Genomic DNA, 23462 nt, shown 5'->3' with positions numbered 1-23462 from the left:
GTCAGTGATCCAGCGGAATGCGCAATGAGGACATGGTCGCGGCCAGGCCGTCGTATTGCGTGACGAGCAGGCAAAAGCCGATGAGCTGGCGGCGATCCAGGAACTTGGCAAGTCCCTCCCACGCGTCATCGGAAAGTGTTCTGGTGGTGAGGATCTCGTCAACACCGGTGATGAGTGCGCGTTCCTTGTCGGAGAGTCCCTCGGCGCTGGCCCCGGTGAAGATCCGCTCTTGATACGCGGGATCGATACCGGCGCCCTTGGCGATGCGGGTGTGGTGCTGCAGTTCGTACTCGCACTCACGTACGTGGGCCACGCGCAGGATGACTACTTCGGTATCGCGGGCAGAGAGTTTGGTGCCGCGCAGAATCGCACCGGAGTACGCCAGCCACGGCCAGAACCGGACGCCCGTCTGTCCGAGCGTGGTCGCCAGGTGCATCTCCGGCACGCTGATGGCGCGTGCCATGCCCTTGGCAATCACCCAGTTGACCGGTCCGAGCTCACGCAGACCACCTGATGGGATGCGGCCATCGGCACGGTCTGCTCTTCGCGCAAGCGGCTCATCACTCACTGTCGGACTCCTTCTTGCTGGACAAGGTATGGCGACACCGTACTGCGATGCTCGTCAAGGTCGAGTGCCCGCCCGAGTGCCGGAAAGGCGCGCTGGGGGCAGTTGTCGCGCTCGCACACGCGACAGCCCACACCAATCGGCGTCGTCGCACCTTCGGAGGACAGATCCAGCCCCTCCGAATAGACCAGCCGGTGTGCGTGCCGTAGCTCGCAACCCAACCCGATCGCGAACGTCTTACCTGGTTGGCCGTATCGCGACGCACGCCGTTCGACGGTGCGCGCCACCCACAGGTAGTTGCGCCCGTCGGGCATCTGCGCCACCTGGACCAAGATCTTGCCCGGATTGCCGAAGGTCTCGTAGACGTTCCACAGCGGACAGGTGCCACCGCTGGAGGAGAAATGAAAGCCGGTCGCTGACTGCCGTTTGGACATGTTTCCGGCACGATCGACCCGGACGAACGAGAACGGCACCCCACGCATCGAGGGGCGCTGCAGAGTGGACAGCCGGTGACAGATGGTCTCGTAGCTCACCGAGTAGAACGCGGAAAGCCGTTCGATGTCGTACTGGAAATCTTCGGCCACCCCATGGAACTGGCGGTAGGGAAGGACTGTGGCGGCGGCGAAGTAGTTGGCCAGGCCCAGGCGCGCCAGCTTCCGTGATTCCTCCGAGGTGAACTTGCCGTCGTCGACCATGGTGTCGATGAGATCGCCGTACTCCAGGTAGGCCAGCTCCGTGGCCAGCTTGAAGACCTGTTGCCCACCGGAGAGGTGATTGCTGATCTCCAGCGTCTTGGATCCCGGGTCGTACTTGTGCAGCACGCTGTCGCCGAGATCGATGCGCCGGGCGATCTGGACGCCGTGCACCTCGGTGAGACGGTCGGCGATCTCTCTGGCCAGGTCCGCCCGGTGCATGCGCATCCGAACCGTCAGGTCTTCGGCCGCGGTGTCGAGCTCATGGAGATAGTTGTGCCGCTGATAGAAGTAGTCGCGTACTTCTTCGTGCGGCATGGTGATCGAACCGCTGCCGCTGCCGTCGGTGTAGCGGTCCTCGGTGGCGGCCGCCAACTGCGTGGTGGTGATCCGGTAGCGCCGATGCAGGTTGACCATGGCGCGGGCCAGCGCGGGATGCCCGGCGACCACATCGGCGATCTCCGCGGGATCGACGTCGATGTCAAGATCCTTGTCCTGCACCACTTCGCGCAGCTCAGCGATGAGGCGGCTGTCGTCCTGGGAGGAGAAGAACGTCGCGTCGACACCGAACACCTCGGTGATACGCAGCAGCACCGCCACGGTGAGCGGGCGGACGTCGTGCTCGATCTGATTGAGATAGCTCGGGGAGATCTCCAGCATCTGGGCCAGCGCGGCTTGGCTGAACCCGCGTTCGCTCCGGAGTTGACGAAGGCGCCCTCCAACATACGTTTTGGACACGTTGACCAGCCTACGCGCCTTGCCAACTCCAACTTGGCAGTCTTGGCAAGGTTCGGATCCGTTCAGGATCTGGTCCGCCGCGAGGGAAGTGGGGGCCTGAGGTCACCGAGCAATCAAGCTGGTTTGCTTTCTGGGCATACCGGGGTGAAGGTCACCGGCGAACATGATTGGCTGAGCTGCTTCTCGCTATGACCGGCGCCACTGTGCCTGGCGGTTGGATGCCGAGGTCACAAACAGGGGCTCCAGCTGCTGATTAGCTATCTGTTCACTCATTCGTGCGGAATGGTAAATACGTCACTAGAGTTGCCCAAGATGCCGTGCAGTAAATCTGTACACGCATGTATCCCACATAGCGTGCTACTCATTCCATATCGGGTGTGCAACGGGCACATACGCGACTCTCATGCATGGTCTAATCTTTAACGGCCGGGGAGCACCGCTGAGGTGTTCCGCGTTTTGCAATTTGGGATGTGCATGTCCGAGCATGGTGCCGGATGCGGCGATAGACGAGGAGGGTTACGATTCTTCGGCTTTTGATGCGTCTGTGGATTCCGCTGCTGGTGCTCGCGGTAATTGGCGTCGGCGGATTTACGGTGTCGCGGCTCCACGGTGTATTCGGTTCCGAGAACCGTCCGTCGTATGCCGACACGAATGTCAGTGACTCCAAATCGTTTGATCCCAAGAAGATGTCGTATGAGGTTTTTGGCTCACCGGGGAATGTCGCCGATATCAGCTATTTCGATGTCAATGGCGATCCGCTGTACATTCAAAAAATCCCGCTGCCGTGGTCGGTGAAATTCGAGATCGGCAAGACGACCGCCGTGGGAAGCATCATGGCGCAGGGAGATGGTGGCAGTATCGGCTGCCGCATCATCGTGGACGATGAGGTTAAGTCCGAGAAGGTGAGTACTCAGACCAATGCCTTTACCTCATGCCTGCTGAAGGCCGCATGAGCGAGGGCGGCGGCAAAGGCCAATCACACCGGCCGGTAATGGCGACCATTATCCGTAAGGGTGCGGTATTCATTATCTTGGGCTGGCTTGCGATCACTGTCGTGCTGACCGTCAAGGTGCCGCCGCTGGAGATCGTCGAAAGAGAACATTCAGTCTCCCTCAGCCCGCCGGATGCGCCCTCCGTCAAAGCGATGACGCAGATGGGGAAGGTCTTCCAGGAATCTAATTCCGAGAGTGTCGCGGTGATCGTGCTCGAGGGCGAGAACCCCCTCGGTGACGACGCGCACAAGTATTACGACGCCGTCGTCCGTCAATTGAAGGACGACCCGAAACATGTGCAGCACATCCAGGACTTTTGGGGTGACCCGCTAACCGCGGGTGCCGCCCAGAGTGCTGACGGAAAAGCCGCGTATGTGCAATTGAATCTCACCGGACGCTTCGGTCAGGCCGATGCGAACGAATCCGTGGAAGCCGTCCAGAAGATCGTCAAGAACACCCCGGGGCTGCCGCCAGGGGTCAAGACCTATGTCACGGGTCCCGCGGCTGTCGTCTCCGATATGTCGGAGAGCGGAAACCGGACGGTCGTCCTCATCACCCTGGTGAGTGTCGGCGTGATTTTCCTGATGCTGCTCCTGCTCTACCGGTCCTTCATCACGGTCATCATCTTGCTGTTCACCGTCGGCATCGAGCTGCAGGTCGCGCGAGGACTTGTCGCATTCCTCGGCATGCATGGGATCGTGGGTCTGACCACCTTCGTCGTCAACCTGCTGGTGTCTGTGGGTATTGCCGCAGGTACGGACTATGGAATCTTCTTCACCGGGCGGTACCAGGAGGCGCGTCAGGCAGGCGAGGATCGCGAGAGGGCCTACTACACCGCCTACAAGGGTGTGGCCAAGGTCGTCCTGGCATCCGGCCTGACCATCGCGGGTGCGATCGCCTGCCTGCACTTCACCCGCTTGCCTTACTTCAAGCCGCTGGGTATCCCGGGCGCGGTCGGCATCCTGGTGGCGGTGGCGGTGGCGCTCACCCTCGTACCGGCATGCATCGCCGCAGGTAGTCGCTTCGGGCTGTTCGATCCCAAGCGGCAGGTGACGACGCGCCGCTGGCGGCGGCTGGGCACCGCAATCGTGCGCTGGCCCGGACCGATTCTCGCCGGGACGGTGGCCATCTCGCTCATCGGGCTCTTGACGCTGCCGGGATACAACCCGAGCTACACCGACGCGAAGTACATTCCGCAGGACATCCCCGCGGTCCAGGGACTCGTCGCCGCTTCACGGCATTTCCCGGAATCGAAGATGTCTACGCCCGACATCCTGTTGGTCGAGGCCAATCACGATATGCGCAACTCGGCCGATCTCCTGGTGTTGAACAGGCTGGCCAAGGCGGTGTTCGCGGTACCCGGCATCGCCAACGTGCAGTCCATCACGCGTCCCGAGGGAACGCAGATCGAGCACTCGTCGGTGCCCTTCATGCTCAGCATGTCGAACGCGAGCCAGCGATTGAGTCTGCCGTTCCAGCGCGCGCGTATGGACGACATGCTCAAGCAGGCCGATGACATGGGAACGACGATCGCGCTGATGCAGCGCATGTTCGATCTGATGAAACAGATGGTGGCGACCACTCACCGGATGGTCAGTACCACGCACGATCTTCAGAAAGATATGTCCACACTGCGGGACCACATCGAAAATTTCGAAGACTTCTGGCGGCCGATCCGTAACTACTTCTACTGGGAGAAGCACTGCTTCGACATTCCCATCTGCTGGTCGATCAGGTCGATCTTCGATGCGCTCGATGGCGTCGACCAGGTGACCGACAAGATGCAGACTCTGGTGGGCGATCTTGACGAGCTGGACAGGCTGATGCCGCAGCTGCTCGAGCAGTTCCCCATCATGATCGACACCATGAAGAGCACCCGCGAATCGATGCTGACGATGCACAGCACGATGTCCGGCATCTTCGCCCAGATGGATGAATCCACCGAGAACTCGACGGCCATGGGTAAGGCCTTCGACGCGTCGAAGAACGATGACTCCTTCTACCTGCCGCCGGATGTTCTGAACAACAAGGACTTCAAGAGGATCATGAAGATCTTCATGTCGCCCGACGGCAAGTCCACGCGCATGCTCATATCTCAGCGCGGAGATCCCGCGACGCCCGAAGGTATTTCGCGGGTGGAGCCGATCAAGACCGCCGCGGAGGAAGCGCTCAAGGGAACCCCGCTGGAGCACGCCAAGCTCTCGCTGGCCGGCACGGCGGCAGGTGTCAGTGAGCTCGTCGACGGATCAAAATACGATCTGTTGATCGCGGGCGTTGCGGCGCTGTGCCTCATTTTCATCATCATGTTGTTGATGACGCGGAGCCTGGTCGCCGCCCTGGTGATCGTCGGAACCGTGGCGTTGTCACTGGGTGCGTCATTCGGTCTGTCCGTCCTTGTCTGGCAACACATTTGCGGCATACAGATCAACTGGGTGGTGTTGGCCATGTCGGTCATCGTGCTGCTCGCCGTGGGGTCCGACTACAACCTGCTGCTTGTCTCGCGTATGAAAGAGGAGTTGGGCGCCGGCCTCAATACGGGCATCATCCGAGCGATGGGCGGTACCGGCAAGGTGGTGACCGCCGCCGGATTGGTGTTCGCGGCCACGATGGGCTCCATGATCGTCAGTGATCTGCTTACGCTTGGGCAGGTCGGGACCACGATCGGTTTGGGCTTGCTGTTCGACACCCTGATTGTGCGAGCGTTCATGACGCCGGCCATCGCCGCGCTCCTGGGCCGGTGGTTCTGGTGGCCGCTGCAGGTGTCTCCCCGGCCGGTCGGTGCGGTGCACGGGTGGAAGGGACCGCGCCTCGTCCGATCCGTGCTGCAGAGGAACTGATGAGACCGGGGATGAGTGCTGAGACAAACTCAGCGCACTCGCGGCCGTTTATCGCGCGAACAATACGAAACCTGTCGCCTCTGATCATCCTGGGCTGGCTGGCGCTGATTCTGTATACGACGCTGGCGTCGGTCAATTGGGACTGGACCAAGGCGATCCCCGCGTTGGAAAACGTCGCGGAAGCGCGTTCGGTATCGCTGATGCCGCAGGATGCGCCGGCCGTCAAGGCCATCATGCGCATGGGCAAGGACTTCAACGAATCGAACTCGGACAGCTCCGCGATGATCGTGCTTGAGGGGAAGGAGCCGCTCGGCGAGGATGCGCATACGTACTACGCCGGACTGATCCGCGAGCTGCGTAACGATCCCAAACACGTTGAGCACGTGCAGGATCTGTGGGGCGATCGGCTGACGTCCTCGAGTGTGCAGAGTCCCGACGAAAAGGCCGCATACGTGCAGTTGAATCTCGTTGGTAATCAAGGCACCGCGGTGGGGGACGAGTCGGTTGCCGCGATCCGCGAGATCGTCAATCGGACGTTGCCCGCCGCTCCCACCGACGTCAAGGTCTATGTGGCCGGTGCGGCGCCGCTCGCCTCGGATATGCAGCATGCGGGCAACAAGTCGATTCTGAAGATCACCGCGGTCACCGTGGTCATCATCTTCACGTTGCTGTTGATCCTCTATCGCTCCGTTGTCACGGTGATCCTGCTGCTGATCATGGTCGGCGTCGAATTGGCCGCTGCCCGTGGCATTGTGGCATTCCTCGGGTACCACGACGTTTTCGTATTGTCGACGTTCGCCGTCAACATGCTGGTCTTCTTGAGCATCGCCGCCGGCACCGATTACGGGATCTTCTTCTTCGGCCGGTATCAAGAGGCGCGCCAGGCCGGTGAGGACCGGGAAACGGCCTACTACACCACATATCGCAGCGTGGCCCCCGTTGTCCTGGCCTCCGGGCTGACTATCGCCGGAGCCATTCTGTGTCTGCATTTCACGCGGCTGCCCTACTTCCAAACTATGGGCATTCCGTGTGCCATCGGCATGCTGGCGGCCGTCGCGGTCGCGGTCACGCTGGTTCCCGCGGGGATTGCGGTGGCCAGCCGATTCGGGTTGCTTGAACCCAAACGTAAGCTGCGGGTTCAGCGGTGGCGCGGGCTGGGTACGGCAGTCGTCCGCTGGCCCGCACCCATCCTGGTCGCCTCGTTGGCGGTGGCATTGGTGGGGCTGTCCACGTTGCCGGGGTACAAGACGAGCTACAACGATCGGCTGTACATCTCCGGCGATATCCCCGCCAATCAGGGATTCGCTGCCGCACAACGACATTTCTCCGAGTCGCGTCTGACGCCCGATGTGTTGTTGATCGAAACCGACCGGGATCTTCGAAACCCCGCCGACTTCCTGGTGTTGAACAAGGTCGCCAAGGCCATTTTCAAGGTGCGTGGGGTCTCGCGGGTGCAGGGGATTACCCGCCCCGAGGGAACCCCGATCGCCAACACATCGGTGCCGTTCTTGCTCAGTTTGCAAAGCGCCGGCCAGGTACAGGCGACTCGATTCCAGAAGAAGCGCATCGCCGACATGCAAAAGCAGGCCGACGATATGTCGAAGATGATCGCGACGATGCAGCACACGTACCTCGTGATGAAGCAGATGTCCGAGACCACACACCGAATGACGGCCCATACCCATGAGGTGCAGCAACTCACCGACGACTTACGGGGCAGCATTGCGCTGTTCGATGACTTTCTTAGGCCGATCCGCAACTATTTCTATTGGGAAAAGCACTGTTTCGACATCCCCATCTGCTTCTCGATCAGATCGATCTTCGATGCGATGGACGCAGTCGACGCGCTCGATGACGGGTTGTTAGTTCTCGTCAGGGACATGGATCAGCTGGACGCGATCATGCCGCAGCTGCTTGTCCAGTTCCCTCAGATGATCGAGGTCATGCAGAGCATGCGGACTTCGGTGCTCACCATGTACGCCACCATGTCCGGGCAGTTCGCTTCGATGGACGAATCCACCAATGACGTAATGGCCATGGGACAGGCATTCGATGCCTCCAAGAATGACGATTCGTTCTTCCTGCCCCCAGAAGTGTTCAAAAACCCCGACTTCCAGCGCGCGATGAGTTCGTTCCTGTCGCCGGACGGAAAGACGGTGCGGTTCATCATTTCTCATAATGGTGATCCGATGTCGCCGGAGGGCATTACCCGGATTGAGCAGATCCGTAACGCGGCAGAGGAGGCGCTCAAGGGAACGCCTCTGGTGGGCGGCAAGATCTACCTCGCCGGTGCCGCGTCAACCGCGAAGGACTGGAAGGACGGCTCGACCTACGACCTGCTGATCGCGGGCATCGCGGCGATCTGCCTGGTGTTCATCATCATGCTCGTCACCACCCGGAGCTTCATCGCGGCTCTGGTGATCGTCGGCACGGTGGCGCTCTCGCTGGGCGCGTCCTTTGGCATGTCGGTGCTGCTGTGGCAGTACATCCTTGGCATCAATCTGCACTGGATGGTGTTGGCGATGTCCGTGATCATCCTGTTGGCGGTGGGGTCCGACTACAACCTGCTGCTCGTCTCCCGGATGAAAGAGGAGCTGGGTGCGGGGCTGAACACGGGCATCATCCGCGCGATGGGCGGTACCGGAAAGGTCGTCACATCAGCCGGATTGGTGTTCGCGGCCACCATGGCTTCGATGGTCGTCAGCGATCTGCAGATCATCGGTCAGATCGGCACCACCATCGGGCTGGGCCTGTTGTTCGACACGCTGATCGTGCGCTCGTTCATGACTCCGTCGATCGCGGCGCTCCTGGGCCGGTGGTTCTGGTGGCCGCAGCGAGTACGGCCGCGACCGCCGAGTGCTCTGCTGGAGCCCGTTGGCGCCCGCCCGGCACCGTCCGTCCCGGCTCGACAGGACGATGGCGATCCGACCACCGAGCTGCCGAAGTTCAACAACTAATCACGCTTTGGCTCAATCGCTTTGGTGTTGGATGCGGTGTTGCCAACGCAAAAGGCCGGGCGAGGGTTCACCTCGGCCCGGCCTTTGTGCGTAAAAGACTCAGTACTTGTGGCAGCTGCGCACCATCTGCTGGAAGACGGGTATGACGAACTCGATGCCCTGATTGCCCCTGACCTGGTTGATCATGGTCACGCGCTTGGCCTTTGGTGAACTGAGGAATTCCTGCATGAACTGCTGATTCGGGGGTGATTGGTCGAAATACTCCGCGGCCATCGGGTTCTCCGCGTGCAGCGCCGCGTTGGCCTGATCGTACGTACAGGTGCTGTTCACCATCTCGTCCGTAACAGGGTCCGCGGATGCGAGTCCGGCGCCCGCGCTCAACGCCAGCGTGGCACCGCCAACGGCCGCCACAATCTTCGTCAGTGACAGTTTGTTCATGTTCTCAATTGCCTCCCTCGTACCGACCACATCAACTTTACGTATTCAACGAAACCCAAGGCCCAGGGTGCACTCAGACCCATGACTATTTATACGTCCGACAATCCATTCTGTTACCGCCGACCAGAACATCGGTCTATTTCCGCTGCAAGAGCTCAAGTAGGTAACTTCCGTATCCAGATTTGAGTAGCTGTTGGGCACGTGCAGCGAGCTGGTCGTCATTGATGAAACCCGCACGCCACGCAATTTCTTCCGGCACGCCAATCTTCAGGCCCTGGCGACGCTCGATGGTGCGTACGTAATCGCTCGCGTCCAGCAGTGAGTCGAACGTGCCCGTGTCCAGCCACGCGGTTCCACGCGGCAGCACCTCGACGGAAAGACGTCCCTGATCCAGATAGGTCTGATTGACCTCGGTGATCTCGTACTCGCCCCGAGCAGACTTCTGCAGCGAGCGCGCGATCTCGATGACATCGTTGTCGTAGAAGTACAGGCCGGGCACCGCATAGTGGGATTTCGGATTCGCGGGCTTTTCTTCCAGGGACAACGGGACGCCGGCGGCATCGAACTCCACGACACCGTACGCCGACGGGTTAGCCACCCAGTACGCGAAAATCGCTCCACCGCTGATGTTCTCGAACCTGCGCAGACTGGTGCCCAGGCCGGGCCCGTAGAAGACGTTGTCACCCAGTGCCAGCATCGCAGTGTCGGTGCCGATGTGCTCGGCACCGATGACGAACGCCTGCGCCAGCCCCTCCGGTTTGGGCTGGACCGCATAGGTCAAGCTAATGCCGAATGTCGAGCCGTCCCCGAGAAGTCGCTCGAATGCCGGGGCATCAAAAGGCGTGGTGATCACCAGAATGTCGCGGACTCCGGCCATGATCAGGGTGGATAACGGGTAATAGATCAGCGGTTTGTCATACACCGGCAGCAACTGCTTGCTGACACCCGTCGTTATCGGATGCAGGCGAGTGCCCGACCCGCCCGCGAGAATGATGCCGCGCATGTGTGCTCCTACTCGACGACAATCCGAGTTCGGTTGCGGCGGCGACATTTTCTACGCTGTCGCGGCGCAACCCACACGCCACCCTATCGCGTATGAAGACGGAATGCCGACGGAATCAATCGCGGGGAGGGGGTGTGCGAGTGGCGTTCGGCGACCTCTGAGTCACGACAAAGTCTGTCACGATCGATCCGGCAGGGCCGCAGCCGCATACGGATATCGTGAGACCTGCGCAATACGGGCAGGCTTGTATTGCATTGCCGCTTCATCCGGGATAGCGATTTTACGTGTGGCAATCCATGGAACGGAATTCTTTCGGCTGTAGCTGCATTGGCGTTTTGGAATTTGGAGACACATGTGTGCCCATCATCTTGAGGCTATCCGTGACGCACAAGATCGGTAATAATGACCGGCAGCACTGACGGCCATTCTGCGAGTACGTAAACATATCGGGGAGGTCGATACCGTCATGAAATTTGCCATGGCAAGCTATGGCACGCGCGGCGATATCGAACCTGCCGTTGCTGTCGGACGGGAACTGCAGCGCAGGGGACACGAAGTGCGCATGGCGGTTCCGCCTGACTTGATCGGCTTCGCAGAGTCGGTCGGACTCTCGGCGGTGTCCTACGGCGTTCAGGTGGGGCCGCAGCTCGATGAATACCGCGACTTGTGGATGTCGTGGACTCGTCATTTTTGGAGGGTCCAGGATCTGGTCGCGTTGTGTCAGCAGGCCCTGAAACTGGTCACCGAACAGTGGTCGGAAATGAGTAAGGCTCTTGTGTCGGTGGCAGATGGATCGGATCTTCTGTCAACCAGCGTGGGTTATGAGGAACCGGCCGCCAATGTTGCCGAGTTCTATGGGATCCCGTTGGTTGCCCTGCACACCATGCCGTGGCGCCCCAACGGTCAGCTCTTTCCGCTCCTGCCTCCGCCGTTGACACGCACAGCGATGACCGCCTATGACTGGCTGACCTGGCGCGTGACCAAGAAGGCAGAGGATGCGCAACGGCGTGAGCTCGGCTTGCCCAAGGCGGGGAGCCCTTCGCCGCGGCGGATCGGCCAGCGCGGGTCGCTGGAAATCCAGGCTTACGACAGTATTTGCTTTCGCGGACTGGCGGAGGAATGGGCGAAGTATGGCGGACGAAGGCCGTTTGTGGGTGCGCTCACCATGGAGTTGACGACGGCGGCCGATGACGAGGTCATGTCATGGATCGCCGCGGGGCCACCGCCTATCTGTTTCGCCTCGGGGAGCATCCCGGTTGAATCTCCGGCAGAGACAGTGGAGATGATCAGTTCAGCATGCGCGGAATTGGGGGAGCGCGCATTGGTGTGTGCCGGCGCGACTGACTTCAGCGACGTTCACACCGCCCCGCACGTCAAGGTGGTCGGAGTGGTGAATTATGCGGCGGTCTTTCCGGTGAGCCGGGCGATCGTTCACCACGGCGGTTCGGGCACGACGGCGGCGAGCCTGCGCGCCGGAGTGCCTACCTTGATCCTCTGGACTGTTGGTGATCAGCCATTTTGGGGAAATCAGCTCAAGCGCATGAAAGTGGGTACCTCCCGGCGCTTTTCGACGACGACTCGCGAGACGCTGGTCGCGGACCTGCGTGAGATCCTCAGCCCGGAATGTGCGGTCCGGGCTCGGGCGATCGCTCCCCACATGTCCAAGCCGTACGAGAGCGTCAACAAGGCGGCCGACCTGTTGGAGGAGAGGGCCGCCCGTGCTTAGGTCAGGCGTTACCGTGCGGCGGCCCATGCCGGAAGAACCCCGTGTGATGACACATGGACCATCGATATCATTGACCCGGAACGCATTACCGATGCGTGCGGGTCAGCGAGCTGCTCTGTAAAGAACGGGAGGCGTCGGCTTTGTCGAAATCTGTACTCATTTCTGGTGGAGCGGGATTTATCGGATCCGCGCTGTCCAACCGTCTGGTTCAAGCGGGATACGACGTCGCGGTGATGGACGTCCTACACCCGCAGGTACACGCGAGAGGCCGAGAGATCGACCTCCCACCGTCGGTGCGGCTCTTCACCGGAGACGTCACCCATGCCCCTGACTGGGATGCCGTACTTCGGTTGTTCGAACCCTCGCAGGTTGTTCATTTGGCTGCGGAGACGGGTACAGCGCAGTCGCTTTCGGAAGCGACGCGCCACGGTTCGGTCAATGTGGTGGGCACAACCCAACTCCTTGACGCCCTGAGTCGTGCGGCACTTGTGCCGGATCAGCTGGTGCTTGCATCGTCGCGTGCGGTGTATGGCGAAGGTGCGTGGCAGTCCGGTGCGGATGTCTTCTATCCGCGCCCGCGCAGTCATGCACAACTACTTGCCGGCCAGTGGGATCCGAAAGGACCTACGGGGGAGGCGTCGGAGCCGCTTCCCAGCTGCGCCGGCCGGACAGAGCCCCGCCCAACGAACATCTACGCAGGCACCAAACTGGCCCAGGAACATCTGTTGGCGTCCTGGGCGGCCGCGCGCGACACCAACCTCAGCGTCTTGCGACTACAGAACGTGTACGGGCCCGGCCAGTCACTCACCAACTCTTACACCGGAATCGTCACCCTCTTCGCGCGTCTGGCACGCGAGAAGCAGTCGCTGGAGGTTTACGAGGACGGGCGGATAGTCCGCGACTTTGTTTTCATCGACGACGTTGTCGACGCACTCTTCGCCGCGGTGCACGCGCCCGCAGTCGAGCGACGCACCCTTGATATCGGTTCTGGCACCGCGACAACCATTGACGAGTTGGCGCGTAAGGTCGCCGACATCTGTGCCGCGCCCGAGCCCACTGTTGTCGGGAAGTTCCGGGACGGCGATGTGCGCGCCGCGAGTTGCGATATCGAGCCGGCAATCGAACAGCTCGCGTGGAGTCCGAAGTGGGCGCTTGAGGACGGCCTGCATGCACTTCTCGAATGGATCGACAAGGGCTGCCCGAATCGTTTTTGAGCACATCGCGCCGCGACGGAGATTTGGCGGCGAGAAGGCCCGGCATGATTGTGAATCATCAGTTGTGACAATGTTTTCCAACTACATGTGGAAACACCGGAAAGCCTGATCTCGAACTGATATGACGATACGATGGCGCTTCCGGCGAAGAGTGGTGGAGGCGCATGAAGCTCGGTTCTGTATTCGATTCGCGAAACAACGCGCTGAACGCCTGTCGGCTCGCTTTGGCGACCGAGGTCATTCTTTTCCACTCGTTCCCACTCACCGGGCATGTCGTGGAATCGAAGGCAGTACTTCAACTGCTGTTCTCGGTGGGAGTTGACGGATTCTTTGCCCTTTCCGGGTTTCTGATCACGGCGAGTTGGCTCCGTAATCCCAGCACGCGCGACTACTTCCTCGCTCGAGCCCTTCGCATTTTGCCGGGGTACTACGTCGTGCTGGCGGTGACGGCCTTTGTCATCGCTCCGCTCAGTGTTGCGATCCAGGGTGGCTCGGCCGCCAGGCTGCTGTTCTCCAGCGCACCGATCGAATACATGCTGAAAAACAGCGCACTGGTGCAGCTTCAGTTCGATGTGGGTGGGACGCCGCGCGATATCCCATACCCCGGAATCTGGAACGCCTCCCTGTGGTCACTCGTATTTGAGGTGATGTGCTACATCGCCGTCGCGGGGCTCGGGCTACTCGGCCTTGCGAGTCGCCGGTGGACAGCGCCGGTGATACTGGTACTGGCAACGATTGCGGCAATTCTCCTGCCGCCGCTGACCTTCCCCGGGTTATGGACCATCCCGCAGCTCGCCGTGCGCAGCGCCATCATGTTCTCTGCTGGTGCGCTGCTGTATCAGTGGCGAGACGTGATACCAGCCCGATGGTCGCTTGTGGTGGCGAGCGCCGGGATTGTGCTGGCCTCGGGCATGCTGCCCGACTACCGCGTGATCGGCGCTCTTCCGCTCGCGTATGCCGTCGTTGTTTCGGGGGTGCTGATCAAGAACAAGCGCATGAACATACAGACGGACCTGTCGTACGGCGTCTACATCTACGCGTCGCCGACACAGCAGTTTTTGGCTGTCGCGGGTTTAGCCAGCCTGAACCCCTTCGTTTTCTTTGTTGTCTCGGCGGGTGCGACGCTGGTGCCCGCCGCATTCAGTTGGTTCCTGGTTGAGAAGCGCGCACTGGCGCTCAAATCGCGCCTCAGACGCAAGAAAATCGACCCGACGGCGACCCCGGCGGAGTCAGATAGTCCGGGACTGCGAGAACGGGCTCTGTCCCCGCGCGAGGACAGTTAGCGCACCGGTGTCGCCATGAAGAGTCGGTAGGCTGAGTTGCATGGCATTTCGGGATTCTGAGAATGGGCGATGTTCTTCGAACATCAAAGGACAGCAAAGGATCTCGTGATTATGCGGCTCTTCCGTCTGGCACTGCAGACCAAACCGCCGTTCATTGCGCGACGTTATCCGTACGCGGGCCGTCGCCGGATGCTCGACGCGCTGGGCCCGGACCTGGCCAGGACGGTCTCGATGCGGGCCGATCATTCAGCGCCCGCCGATACCCCTATCGGGGGGATATTCGAGAACACCGACAATGTGCACAAGCTGCGTCATTACCTGCCCATCTATCAGAACGCTCTGACGCGGACCGAGCGAATGCTCGAGATCGGGGTGGATCGGGGCGGATCTCTGCACATGTGGCGCGCGCACCTGCCGCAAGCCACGATCGTGGGCCTCGACATCAACCCCGAGGCTGCGCAACACGACGACCCCGGGCGCGATATCCATGTGCGGATCGGTGATCAGACCGATTCACACTTTCTCGGGACCGTGGTCGAGGAGTTCGGACCGTTCGACACCGTTCTCGATGACGGCGGTCATACTCCTCGACAGATGATCGGGTCGTTCAGGTATCTGTTTCCGCGTCTGCGGCCCGGCGGGGTCTACATCGTCGAGGACGTCTGCGCCAACTACTGGACGATTTATCGCGATCAGCGTGAATCTTTCATCGACTTCACCAAATGGCTGATGGATGCGATGCACGCTCATTATATGGAGATGAGGTCGGTCTACCAGATCATGGAGGACCATCCCAAGCGGCTTCAGGAAGTCCAGGTGCCGTTCGCGGCCACCATCATCGACCGGATCGAGGTTTTCGACTCCGTGGTGGTGATTCATCGGGCAGCAGAGCCCAAGCGGCTGCCCCGTGCCGTGTTCCGATGACGCCGAATACTAAATGAAGGGCCAGGGGATCTGCGCCGGGAGCGAGTGCCAGATATTTGGTGACATTCGTGCATAAGAATTCTTGACAGATTCCACTGAAAATGCAGCGCCTACAAGGGGAGTGGCCCGGTCCGAAACGTGTCGACGGTGTCGTTCAGACGGCTATTGTTAGCGCTGGGACGGGACACCAGCATTTCGAGATAGGGGCAGTTCTTGACCGTGACCGATTACGACACTCGATCCGCTTATCTGGACCTTCTTCGGAAGGACCTCACCAGATACGGAGTTGACGAACTTGTGCCAGTGGGTTGGAACTGGCTGCACCGCCCCTTTTTCAAATTTGGCGACTACGTGCTCGTGCGCAAGCGTCCGTTCGACGCGCACAAACGTGACTTGGGTCTGGATTGGCCGGCGGATGCGTTGACGATGATCGGGATGCAGCGACTCACCAGTCTGCAGCAGTGCGTTGAGACGGCGCTTGCTGATCACGTGCCCGGCGACCTGGTCGAATGCGGAGTATGGCGCGGTGGTGCATCCATCCTCATGCGAGGAGTTCTCGCCGCGTATGGGGATACGACGCGCAGTGTCTGGCTCTGCGATTCGTTCGAGGGGGTGCCTCCTCCGGATACCGCGCATTACAAGGCGGACAAGGGAGACAGGCTGCACCTCGCGGCACCCATCCTGGCGGTGACCGAAAAGAATGTCAGGGCTAATTTCCAGCGCTATGGTTTGTTGGACAACCAGGTCCGTTTTGTTCCCGGCTGGTTCAAAGACACGCTGCATGATGCCCCGATAGAACGAATCGCCGTGTTGCGGCTTGATGGCGACCTCTATGAATCCACAATCCAGGCGCTCGACGGGCTTTATGCGCGTTTGTCTCCCGGAGGTTTTTGCATCATCGACGATTACCACGCACTTGACTCGTGCAAACAGGCCGTCACGGATTACCGCACGAAGCACGGGATAACCGCGGAGATCGTGGAAATTGACGGGACTGGCGTGTTTTGGCGCAAGGAATGAGGGCGGCCCGACTCCACTGAACCGCGATACCCGAAAGGCGTTAGAGGCGATGAAGTTTGTGCTGGCGAGCTACGGAACCCGGGGTGATATTGAGCCCTCCGTCGTCGTGGCCCGTGAGTTGCAGCGCAGGGGACACGACGTGGTCATGGCCGTGCCGCCCGACCTGATGAGCTTTACGGAGTCGGCAGGGCTGGAGACGGTTTCCTACGGGTTGGACACCAAGACCTGGCTGGACGTGTATCGCAATTTCTGGACGTTCTTCTTCCACACCTTCTGGAAGGTGCGGGAGATCCGGAGGATGTGGCGTCAGATGTGGGAGCTCAGCGATGAGTGCTGGGCGCAGATGAACACCACGCTGATGTCCGCGGCCGAGGGTGCCGATGTGTTGTTCGCAGGGCAGAGCTATCAGGAGCCGGCCGCGAATGTTGCTGAATACCATGATATTCCGTTGGTCACGCTGCATCACATCCCGATGCGGCCCAATGGTCAGCTCGTCACCATCCTGCCGTCCCGATTGGGGCGCACGGCCATGACGGCCTTCGATTGGCTGGCGTGGCGCCTGAACAAGAAGGTGGAGGACGCGCAGCGGCGTGAACTCCGCCTGCCGAAGGCGTCCGGACCGTCGCCACAGCGGATCGCGGAGCGCGGATCGCTGGAGATCCAGGGTTATGACGAGGTCTGCTTTCCCGGGCTGGCGGCGGAGTGGAAGGAATGGAACGTTTTGCGGCCGTTTGTCGGCTCGCTGACGATGGCCTTGACCGCCGAGGCTGATGAGGATGTCGCGTCGTGGATCGCGTCGGGAACGCCGCCGATCTTTTTCGGCTTCGGCAGCATGCCAGTCGAATCTCCTACTGCCGCACTCGAAATGATCGGCTCGGCGTGTGCGGAGCTGGGTGAGCGGGCCTTGGTGGGCGCCGGATGGACCGATTTTAGCGATGCGGAACTTCCCGACCACGTCAAGGTTGTGGGAGCGGTTAACTACGCGACGGTCTTTCCGGCCTGCCGGGCGGTCGTGCATCACGGAGGCTCGGGCACCACCGCGGCAAGTCTGCGTGCTGGGGTTCCTACGTTGATCTTGTCAATGGATGCCAATCAAACGCTTTGGGGTGGCCAGGTCAAGAAGCTGAAAGTGGGTACCACCCGGCGCTTTTCGACCACTACTCGCGGGACTTTGGTTGCGGACCTGCGGAGGATTCTTGCTCCGGACTACGTCGACCGGGCTCGTGAGCTCGCGGACGGAATGACCAAGCCCGGTGAAAGTGCCGTGGCCGCGGCCGATGCCATGGAGCAGTTCGCACGCGCGCGGTGTTCCGCGTGAGCGGGAGCGACGGCGCCCGGCCGGCCAGGGGTTCTACGCTCGGCCAGGTGTTCGACCCGCGAAACAATGCGTTGAACGCGTGGCGGTTGATCCTGGCGGTAAGTGTCATCTTCTGGCATTCCTGGCCGCTCACCGGTCGAACGATCAGCTACCGGCCTTTTGAGCAACTCATCGAGCAGGTCGGCGTCGACGGCTTTTTCGCGGTATCGGGGTTCCTCATCACCGCGAGCTGGCTGCGCAAGCCGAAGCTTCGAGACTTCGCCATTGCCCGCGGCCTCCGCATTTTCCCGGGCCTATGGGTCTGTCTCCTGATCATCGCGTTCGTGATCGCCCCCATCAGCGTTCTCATCCAGGGTGGCTCGGTCTCGGATTTGTTCTCCTCACACAAGCCGATCGAGTACGTCCTCAACAATGGTCTGCTGAACGTCTACTACGCCGGTGTCGACGGCACGCCGCGAGGTGTCCCGTGGCCGGGGGTGTGGAACGGATCGATCTGGACGCTTGTCTTCGAGATGATCTGTTACATCGCGGTGGCGGTGCTGGGTGTGGCGGGGTTGCTCAAGCGGCGGTGGGTTGTTCCGGCGGCGTTCGTTTTTTTCCTCTGTGCGACGGCATATCTGTCGTATCCGGTCTTCGCCGCGACGTCCATCGCGCAGATGGTGGCCCGATTCGCCGTGATGTTCGCGGCCGGGGCACTGCTGAATCAGTACAAGGACGTCATCCCTGCGCGGTGGTCGCTGGTCGCGCTCAGCGTCGGCATCGTGCTGGCATCAGGACTGCTTGAAAACTATCGGGATATCGCGGCGCTGCCCTTGGCCTATGCGGTCATCGTGTCGGGTTCGCTCATTCACAATCCACGATTGAATCTACGAAACGACCTGTCGTACGGCACGTATATCTACGCCTATCCCATACAGCAGCTCTTGGTGGTCATGGGGCTGGGTAGCCTGAATCTCTTGCTGTTCTTCGCTATTGCGACCGCAGCCACCGTGCCGCTAGCCGCCTTCAGCTGGTTCGTGGTGGAAAAACACGCTATCTCCCTGAAGTCTCGGCTGACCCGGAAGAAGTCCACCGCGGTAGAGGATTCACCACCGATACCTGTTGATCGCGATGCGGTGTGATGGTCAGAACTGCCATCGATCAGCTTGCGAGCCATAGCGATTCGATCAGATTGAATTGGTTCGCGACGAGCCTTTCTCCCCGCCACGCTGACGGCGGATGCTATCGTTTTCGCTGTGGCAGATGAGCTATCGCTCCGTACCCGTATCCAGCTGTGGGCGGTTCGCAAGGAGTATTGGCTTGCGCGCACGCTTCTACCTAAGGTCTATTCGAACGATGCGCTGATCTGTTTCAACAGTCATGCGTTCCTTGATGATCCGGACTTTCAGCGCGCGTATCAACGCGGTGTTCGCGCCCTGGGCGGAACGGACTGGTACCAGTGGCACTGGCGGGTGCATGTCGGGCTCTGGGCTGCGGCCAGCGCCAACAAGGTGAAGGGCGATTTCGTCGAGTGCGGAGTCAGCTACGGATTCTTGAGCAGCGCCATCATGGAGTACCTCGATTGGGATCAGCTGGGTAAGACGTTCTATCTGCTCGACACCTTCGCCGGCCTCGATCCGCGCTTCGTCAGCGCGGGTGAGCGCAGCGCCGGCGCGCTCGAAAAGAGCGACAAACTTGTAAAAAATGGCATGTACGTGAGCTCGGTGGACAGCGTCAAGGCGAACTTCGCGCAGTGGAAGAATCAGCGCGTCATCGTCGGGTCCGTTCCCGAGACGCTGGCCGAAGTCGACACCGATGCTGTCGCATTCCTGCATATCGATATGAACTGTGCTCCACCAGAAGTGGAGACGTTGCGGTATTTTTGGCCGCGATTGTCGCCGGGCGCGTTTGTGCTCTTGGACGACTACGCGAACCGTGGCCGCGATGAGCAGCGCATCGCCATGGATGAGGTGGCGAGTGAATTGGGTGTAAGTGTCGTCGCCCTGCCCACCGGGCAGGGACTGATCATCAAGCCACCGCAGTAGCGGCCATTCCTCACTGGGTTTTCCGCCGGACGGCGTCTTCGAAGAGGTCGGCGGCCTTGGAGACGCTCTCTTCAGGGCTGGTCATCGCCGTAGCAAGCTCGCGGGCCGCCACTGCATACTCCGGGGCCAGGATCCGGCGCAGGTCGGTGACCAGTGTTTTCCTATTGGTCGCCGAGAAGCGGCGGGCAGCACCGACTTTCAATCTGCCGAGCTGGTTGCCCCAGTACGGCTGATCGGCCGTGCTCCACAGGATCAGGGTAGGGATACCGGCCCGCAGGCTCGCGGCCGTGGTGCCTGAGCCGCCGTGGTGAACAACTGCCCGGCTGGCCGCGAAGACCGCCGAGTAGTTGACGGCGCCGACGACCTTGACATGGTCGGGATGAGAGATATCACCGAAATCTGTGCCTCCGGCGCAGACCAGCGCCCGCTCGTTCAGTTCCGTACAGGCAGAACCGATCATCTCGATCGTGTCGGCCGGCGACTCGAGTGGAATGCTGCCGGTGGCAAAGCAGATCGGCGGCGTTCCCGCGGCGATCCAGGACGCGACGTCGTCGTCGGCCTCGGTGGAGAGGCCCATCGTGAGTGCCCCAACGAAGGGCCGCTTGCCATTCCATTTCGCCCATTCATGGGCCAGTCCGGGGACCGAAACCGCGTCGTAGGCCTGGATTTCGACGGCTCCTCCGCGCGCGATTCGACGCGGTGCGGGACCTGTTGCCTTGGGCAGGCCCAGTTCGCGCCGCTGCGCGTCCTCCGCGCTTTTCGTCGCGCGCCAGAGCAGCCATTCAGACAGCATTCCGCCCGATCGTACGAGCGGTGCCGGCAGCATGGGAAGCAGTTGACCATTGGGTCGCATCGGGAAGTGGTGCAGCATCATCAGCGGGATGTCGAAGTACTCGGCGACGTTGGCGGCCGATTGTTCGAAATTGAGACCCGTCGACAGCAGATCAGCCCCTTCCGCCACGGAGGCGAGCGTGGCGCTGGTGTCACTCCAATACCGGGCGATCGGTGCCCACAGCTCACGCAGCGTACCGACAGGATTGCGTACCAACTGAGCCCAGAAGTTTCGCAGGAACTCGTCCTGCAGGAAATCCTGTAGTTCCGGGCCATAAGGAACCACGGTCAGCCCAGCGGACTCCGCGAAGGCGACAAGGTCCGGAGGGACAGCCAGACAAACGTCGTGTCCTCTTCGGGTCAACTCGCATCCGATGCTGACCGACGGTTCGACGTCGCCGCGAGTTCCGTAGCACGCCAGCGCAAACTTCATTCTGTTCCTGGCCCTTCAGTTGTTGTCGCGTTGGTGGACCCGAACACTGAGTCATTATCTCTGGTTCTCCAACTGTCGCAAGGCAGTTCGGAATTCGATAAGCCGGTCTGAAACTCAGAACTCTGCCATAATTCGCCCATGGTGCGCACTCATCCGGTTCGGAAGTCGCGAGATTGGGTCATCTTCAAGCTGAACGCGCAGTTCACTCAGGGGGTGCAGAAGTTCATCTACCGGTATGCCACCCGTAAGCTCGAAACAGAGAACGTCGTGTTCCTCAATTACGGCTATGAAGAGGATCCGGCAATGGATATCCCGTTGTCGGCGTCCGATGAGCCCGATCGGTATTCCATTCAGCTCTATCACAGCACCGCTACCCAGGCGGAGCTCGATGGTAGACGAGTGTTGGAGGTCGGTTGTGGCCATGGCGGCGGGGCCTCGTACCTCGTACGCGCATTGCATCCGACCTCCTATACGGGGCTGGACCTCAACCCGGACGGGATCGAGTTCTGTCGCAGGCGGCACAATCTGCCGGGTCTGGAGTTCACGCACGGCGACGCCCAAAACCTGCCGTTCACGGATCAGTCCTTTGATGCGGTAATCAACATCGAGTCGTCGCACCTATACCCCCAATTCTCGGTATTTCTTGAGGAAGTGGCACGTGTGCTCCGCCCCGGAGGGTATTTCCTCTACGCGGACGCCCGAAGCGCGCAGGATGTCGCCGGCTGGAAGGTGGCGCTCGCGAACGCGCCGTTGCGAATGGTGTCCGAGCGGGGGATCAATGTGGAGGTCCGGCGGGGGATGGCGAAGAACTTGGAGCGTTGGCGGTACGTGATCGATCGCGCCACGCCGACGATCCTGCGCGGTGTGATCCGTAGATTTGCGCCGGCCCAGCGAGCTTACGAGGACCTGCGCAGCGGAGGGGCGGTGGAGTACCGGATGTACAGCTTCACCAAGGCGTAATCGGTGCGGCAGATTCCTCTTCCGACAAGGAATTTCATCGTTTGTGAGTTCCATCGTGTGGGTATAGTCGAGTCATGAACGTTGTCGAGTCGATAGAGCGCGGGCTGGATTGGCTCGCGACGCCCAGGCAGTTACCCGGGCGTCTGGAGATGGAGACTCGACGGGGCAGACGTCTGGAGCTTGAGGTCGTGTCCGTCGCGATTCGGCTGCCGATCCTCAATGGCGCCGTGGTGCGGCTCCCGGTGTTTGTCATGCTGATGCCGGCCGGAACATCTCCCATTGAGGGAACTCAGGCTCGCCCCGAATCACAGGATGACTAATCTAGTTTCGTAACGCTGCGACACGTATGAATCATTCGTCAGATGCGTTCCTTTGAGTATCGCCTTCTTGAGGTTTCCCGCCTCCATCCAGGCAGGGCTTTCGGGGTGCTCCGCACACTTCTCTCGATGTGCGCCGAGGCACGCTGTGGGCATGCTGTGCTCCATGTATTGAGGGTGGTGCGGGTGATCTCTGAGAGGGTCGGTACATTATCGGCGGCGCGTGCATAACAATGTTTTCCGCGGAATTCGTTGCGGCGTGGACGGGATCCGCTGAGGTGGCCAAACGATCGTGGATATCTACGGTATTTCTTATAGATGAGAACTTAATTCGTAGTGGTTTGTCACCACATTTACTTCCGGGCCTTCGCTGTTCCCCCGTCCTGTGTTGCTAGCGGGACTGCGATGCCATCGATTTCGGGCTGAATCTTAATTCAGGTCGCCATGAGTTCATTCTGAGCGCACTTGGGTGTAACACGGGCGGTGCCGCGCGCAATGTAACGGAATGGACCGATTTGTTACCTGAACTCGATAAACCTCTAGATGTTGAATTCTCGGCTACTTCTTCAAGCTGCTTGACTAAGGCCTGCTGCTGGTTTCGATATTAGGTAACAGGTGTAGCCAGTGTTGGCCGCATACTTTGCTACAGGGCGTAGCTAGGTGCGGAAACCTGATTGCTCTCGCGCATGGCGGTACACTCGACTTACGTGGCATGCTCAGACTTGGTATACTCATGTGCGCGATCTTCGCAACAGATAGATAGTTCTGAAACCGTATTTGACCTGGATAAATACATTCATACCGATATTGTGGCTAATTAGTTGCGGCAGCGAACCGTGATGTGTCAAAGTTGCGAAGATTAGAACTTTGTGAAACCCGCTACGCCGCTATAAATTCAGCCGTATGTTTGCGATGTCCACCGAAGCAACCTGGAGAAAGCGTGAGCATCAATCCATTCGATGATGACAAGGGAAGCTTTTTCGTCTTGGTCAACGACGAGGAGCAGCACAGCCTATGGCCGGCTTTCGCCGACGTGCCTGATGGCTGGCGGGTTGTATTCGGCGAAGCGGATCGTGCCGCCTGCCTGGAGTACATCGAACAAAACTGGACTGATATCCGGCCGAAGAGCCTGCGTGAGAGATTGGCGCAGGGTGGGGGTCTTGGGCGCTGAACCTTCGGAGAGGGGGTAG

19 protein-coding genes are annotated in these 23462 nt (G+C 60.4%); 14 read left to right on the top strand and 5 right to left on the bottom strand.

The window, feature by feature from the left end:
- Window position 1: 1 nt before the first annotated feature.
- Both B4394_RS07000 and ramB read right to left on the bottom strand, forming a co-directional pair.
- Window positions 2-568, bottom strand: a complete 567-nt coding sequence (locus tag B4394_RS07000; RefSeq protein WP_078314567.1) for a carboxymuconolactone decarboxylase family protein — start codon at window positions 566-568, stop codon at window positions 2-4.
- Window positions 565-1995, bottom strand: a complete 1431-nt coding sequence (gene ramB, locus B4394_RS06995) for an acetate metabolism transcriptional regulator RamB (RefSeq protein WP_078314566.1) — start codon at window positions 1993-1995, stop codon at window positions 565-567. Before ramB ends, B4394_RS07000 begins: the two co-directional genes overlap by 4 nt.
- Window positions 1996-2531: 536 nt before the next feature.
- Between ramB and B4394_RS06990 the strand changes: the two genes are divergently transcribed.
- From B4394_RS06990 to B4394_RS06980, 3 genes are read left to right on the top strand one after another with little or no spacing between them, the layout of a single operon-like run.
- Entirely contained in the window at window positions 2532-2948 is a 417-nt protein-coding gene (locus B4394_RS06990) for an MmpS family transport accessory protein (RefSeq protein ID WP_139359981.1), read from the top strand.
- Between the two features lie 38 nt (window positions 2949-2986).
- A complete protein-coding gene (locus B4394_RS06985) occupies window positions 2987-5824 on the top strand; it encodes an MMPL/RND family transporter (protein WP_502688515.1) in 2838 nt (945 codons plus the stop codon).
- Window positions 5825-5835: 11 nt separating this feature from the next.
- Window positions 5836-8781 (top strand): MMPL/RND family transporter, encoded by a 2946-nt coding sequence (locus B4394_RS06980; RefSeq protein WP_176138289.1) that lies wholly within the window; start codon window positions 5836-5838, stop codon window positions 8779-8781.
- A 99-nt stretch (window positions 8782-8880) separates the two neighbouring features.
- On the opposite strand, the gene B4394_RS06975 is transcribed toward B4394_RS06980, so the two are convergent.
- Both B4394_RS06975 and rfbA read right to left on the bottom strand, forming a co-directional pair.
- Window positions 8881-9219, bottom strand: a complete 339-nt coding sequence (locus B4394_RS06975; RefSeq protein WP_078314565.1) for a hemophore-related protein — start codon at window positions 9217-9219, stop codon at window positions 8881-8883.
- 136 nt (window positions 9220-9355) lie between these two features.
- Window positions 9356-10222 (bottom strand): glucose-1-phosphate thymidylyltransferase RfbA, encoded by an 867-nt coding sequence (gene rfbA, locus B4394_RS06970; protein ID WP_078290300.1) that lies wholly within the window; start codon window positions 10220-10222, stop codon window positions 9356-9358.
- A gap of 466 nt (window positions 10223-10688) precedes the next feature.
- On the opposite strand from rfbA, the gene B4394_RS06965 reads away from it, so the two are divergent.
- From B4394_RS06965 to B4394_RS06930, 8 genes are all read left to right on the top strand, one after another.
- Window positions 10689-11948 (top strand): glycosyltransferase, encoded by a 1260-nt coding sequence (locus tag B4394_RS06965; RefSeq protein WP_078307993.1) that lies wholly within the window; start codon window positions 10689-10691, stop codon window positions 11946-11948.
- Between the two features lie 140 nt (window positions 11949-12088).
- The gene (locus B4394_RS06960; RefSeq protein ID WP_078314630.1) at window positions 12089-13162 is read left to right on the top strand and encodes an NAD-dependent epimerase/dehydratase family protein; all 1074 of its coding nucleotides are present in this window, start codon (window positions 12089-12091) and stop codon (window positions 13160-13162) included.
- A 164-nt stretch (window positions 13163-13326) separates the two neighbouring features.
- Window positions 13327-14445, top strand: a complete 1119-nt coding sequence (locus B4394_RS06955) for an acyltransferase family protein (RefSeq protein WP_078314564.1) — start codon at window positions 13327-13329, stop codon at window positions 14443-14445.
- 189 nt (window positions 14446-14634) lie between these two features.
- Window positions 14635-15369, top strand: coding sequence for a class I SAM-dependent methyltransferase (locus B4394_RS06950; RefSeq protein ID WP_078308518.1), 735 nt, complete (start codon window positions 14635-14637; stop codon window positions 15367-15369).
- 219 nt (window positions 15370-15588) lie between these two features.
- Complete coding sequence (locus B4394_RS06945) at window positions 15589-16389, top strand: TylF/MycF/NovP-related O-methyltransferase (protein ID WP_078314563.1); 801 nt, start codon at window positions 15589-15591, stop codon at window positions 16387-16389.
- A gap of 49 nt (window positions 16390-16438) precedes the next feature.
- Window positions 16439-17707: a glycosyltransferase gene (locus B4394_RS06940; RefSeq protein WP_078314562.1), complete on the top strand. Its 1269-nt coding sequence runs from the start codon at window positions 16439-16441 to the stop codon at window positions 17705-17707.
- A complete protein-coding gene (locus B4394_RS06935) occupies window positions 17704-18828 on the top strand; it encodes an acyltransferase family protein (protein WP_139359978.1) in 1125 nt (374 codons plus the stop codon). Before B4394_RS06940 ends, B4394_RS06935 begins: the two co-directional genes overlap by 4 nt.
- A gap of 114 nt (window positions 18829-18942) precedes the next feature.
- Window positions 18943-19731: a TylF/MycF/NovP-related O-methyltransferase gene (locus tag B4394_RS06930; RefSeq protein ID WP_078308001.1), complete on the top strand. Its 789-nt coding sequence runs from the start codon at window positions 18943-18945 to the stop codon at window positions 19729-19731.
- 10 nt (window positions 19732-19741) lie between these two features.
- Here the strand turns inward: B4394_RS06930 and B4394_RS06925 are convergent, their stop codons facing one another.
- Window positions 19742-20995, bottom strand: a complete 1254-nt coding sequence (locus tag B4394_RS06925; RefSeq protein ID WP_078314560.1) for a glycosyltransferase — start codon at window positions 20993-20995, stop codon at window positions 19742-19744.
- Between the two features lie 180 nt (window positions 20996-21175).
- Between B4394_RS06925 and mtf2 the strand changes: the two genes are divergently transcribed.
- The 3 genes from mtf2 (at window position 21176) to B4394_RS06905 (ending at window position 23443) form a co-directional block, all read left to right on the top strand.
- Window positions 21176-21955, top strand: coding sequence for a fatty-acid O-methyltransferase Mtf2 (gene mtf2, locus B4394_RS06920; RefSeq protein WP_078308519.1), 780 nt, complete (start codon window positions 21176-21178; stop codon window positions 21953-21955).
- Between the two features lie 74 nt (window positions 21956-22029).
- Window positions 22030-22275 carry a hypothetical protein gene (locus B4394_RS06915; protein ID WP_078314559.1) on the top strand — a complete coding sequence of 82 codons (246 nt, stop codon included), beginning with the start codon at window positions 22030-22032 and terminating at the stop codon, window positions 22273-22275.
- 937 nt (window positions 22276-23212) lie between these two features.
- A complete protein-coding gene (locus B4394_RS06905; protein WP_005062145.1) occupies window positions 23213-23443 on the top strand; it encodes an MbtH family protein in 231 nt (76 codons plus the stop codon).
- Window positions 23444-23462 lie beyond the last annotated feature (19 nt).

Source organism: Mycobacterium sp. D16Q16 (assembly GCF_002013745.1).
In the GTDB taxonomy this organism is placed as follows: Bacteria; Actinomycetota; Actinomycetes; order Mycobacteriales; family Mycobacteriaceae; genus Mycobacterium.
This window is presented reverse-complemented; position numbering and strand designations above follow the sequence as displayed.

What these genes read in the sequence shown, in the direction of transcription:
- B4394_RS06990 (WP_139359981.1), top strand. Translation starts at nt 2,532, where the DNA reads ATGCGTCTGTGGATTCCGCTGCTGGTGCTCGCGGTAATTGGCGTCGGC.
- B4394_RS06985 (WP_502688515.1), top strand. Translation starts at nt 2,987, where the DNA reads ATGGCGACCATTATCCGTAAGGGTGCGGTATTCATTATCTTGGGCTGG.
- B4394_RS06980 (WP_176138289.1), top strand. Translation starts at nt 5,836, where the DNA reads ATGAGTGCTGAGACAAACTCAGCGCACTCGCGGCCGTTTATCGCGCGA.
- B4394_RS06975 (WP_078314565.1), bottom strand. Translation starts at nt 9,219, where the DNA reads ATGAACAAACTGTCACTGACGAAGATTGTGGCGGCCGTTGGCGGTGCC.
- rfbA (WP_078290300.1), bottom strand. Translation starts at nt 10,222, where the DNA reads ATGCGCGGCATCATTCTCGCGGGCGGGTCGGGCACTCGCCTGCATCCG.
- B4394_RS06965 (WP_078307993.1), top strand. Translation starts at nt 10,689, where the DNA reads ATGAAATTTGCCATGGCAAGCTATGGCACGCGCGGCGATATCGAACCT.
- B4394_RS06955 (WP_078314564.1), top strand. Translation starts at nt 13,327, where the DNA reads ATGAAGCTCGGTTCTGTATTCGATTCGCGAAACAACGCGCTGAACGCC.
- B4394_RS06950 (WP_078308518.1), top strand. Translation starts at nt 14,635, where the DNA reads ATGCTCGACGCGCTGGGCCCGGACCTGGCCAGGACGGTCTCGATGCGG.
- B4394_RS06940 (WP_078314562.1), top strand. Translation starts at nt 16,439, where the DNA reads ATGAAGTTTGTGCTGGCGAGCTACGGAACCCGGGGTGATATTGAGCCC.
- B4394_RS06925 (WP_078314560.1), bottom strand. Translation starts at nt 20,995, where the DNA reads ATGAAGTTTGCGCTGGCGTGCTACGGAACTCGCGGCGACGTCGAACCG.
- B4394_RS06915 (WP_078314559.1), top strand. Translation starts at nt 22,030, where the DNA reads ATGAACGTTGTCGAGTCGATAGAGCGCGGGCTGGATTGGCTCGCGACG.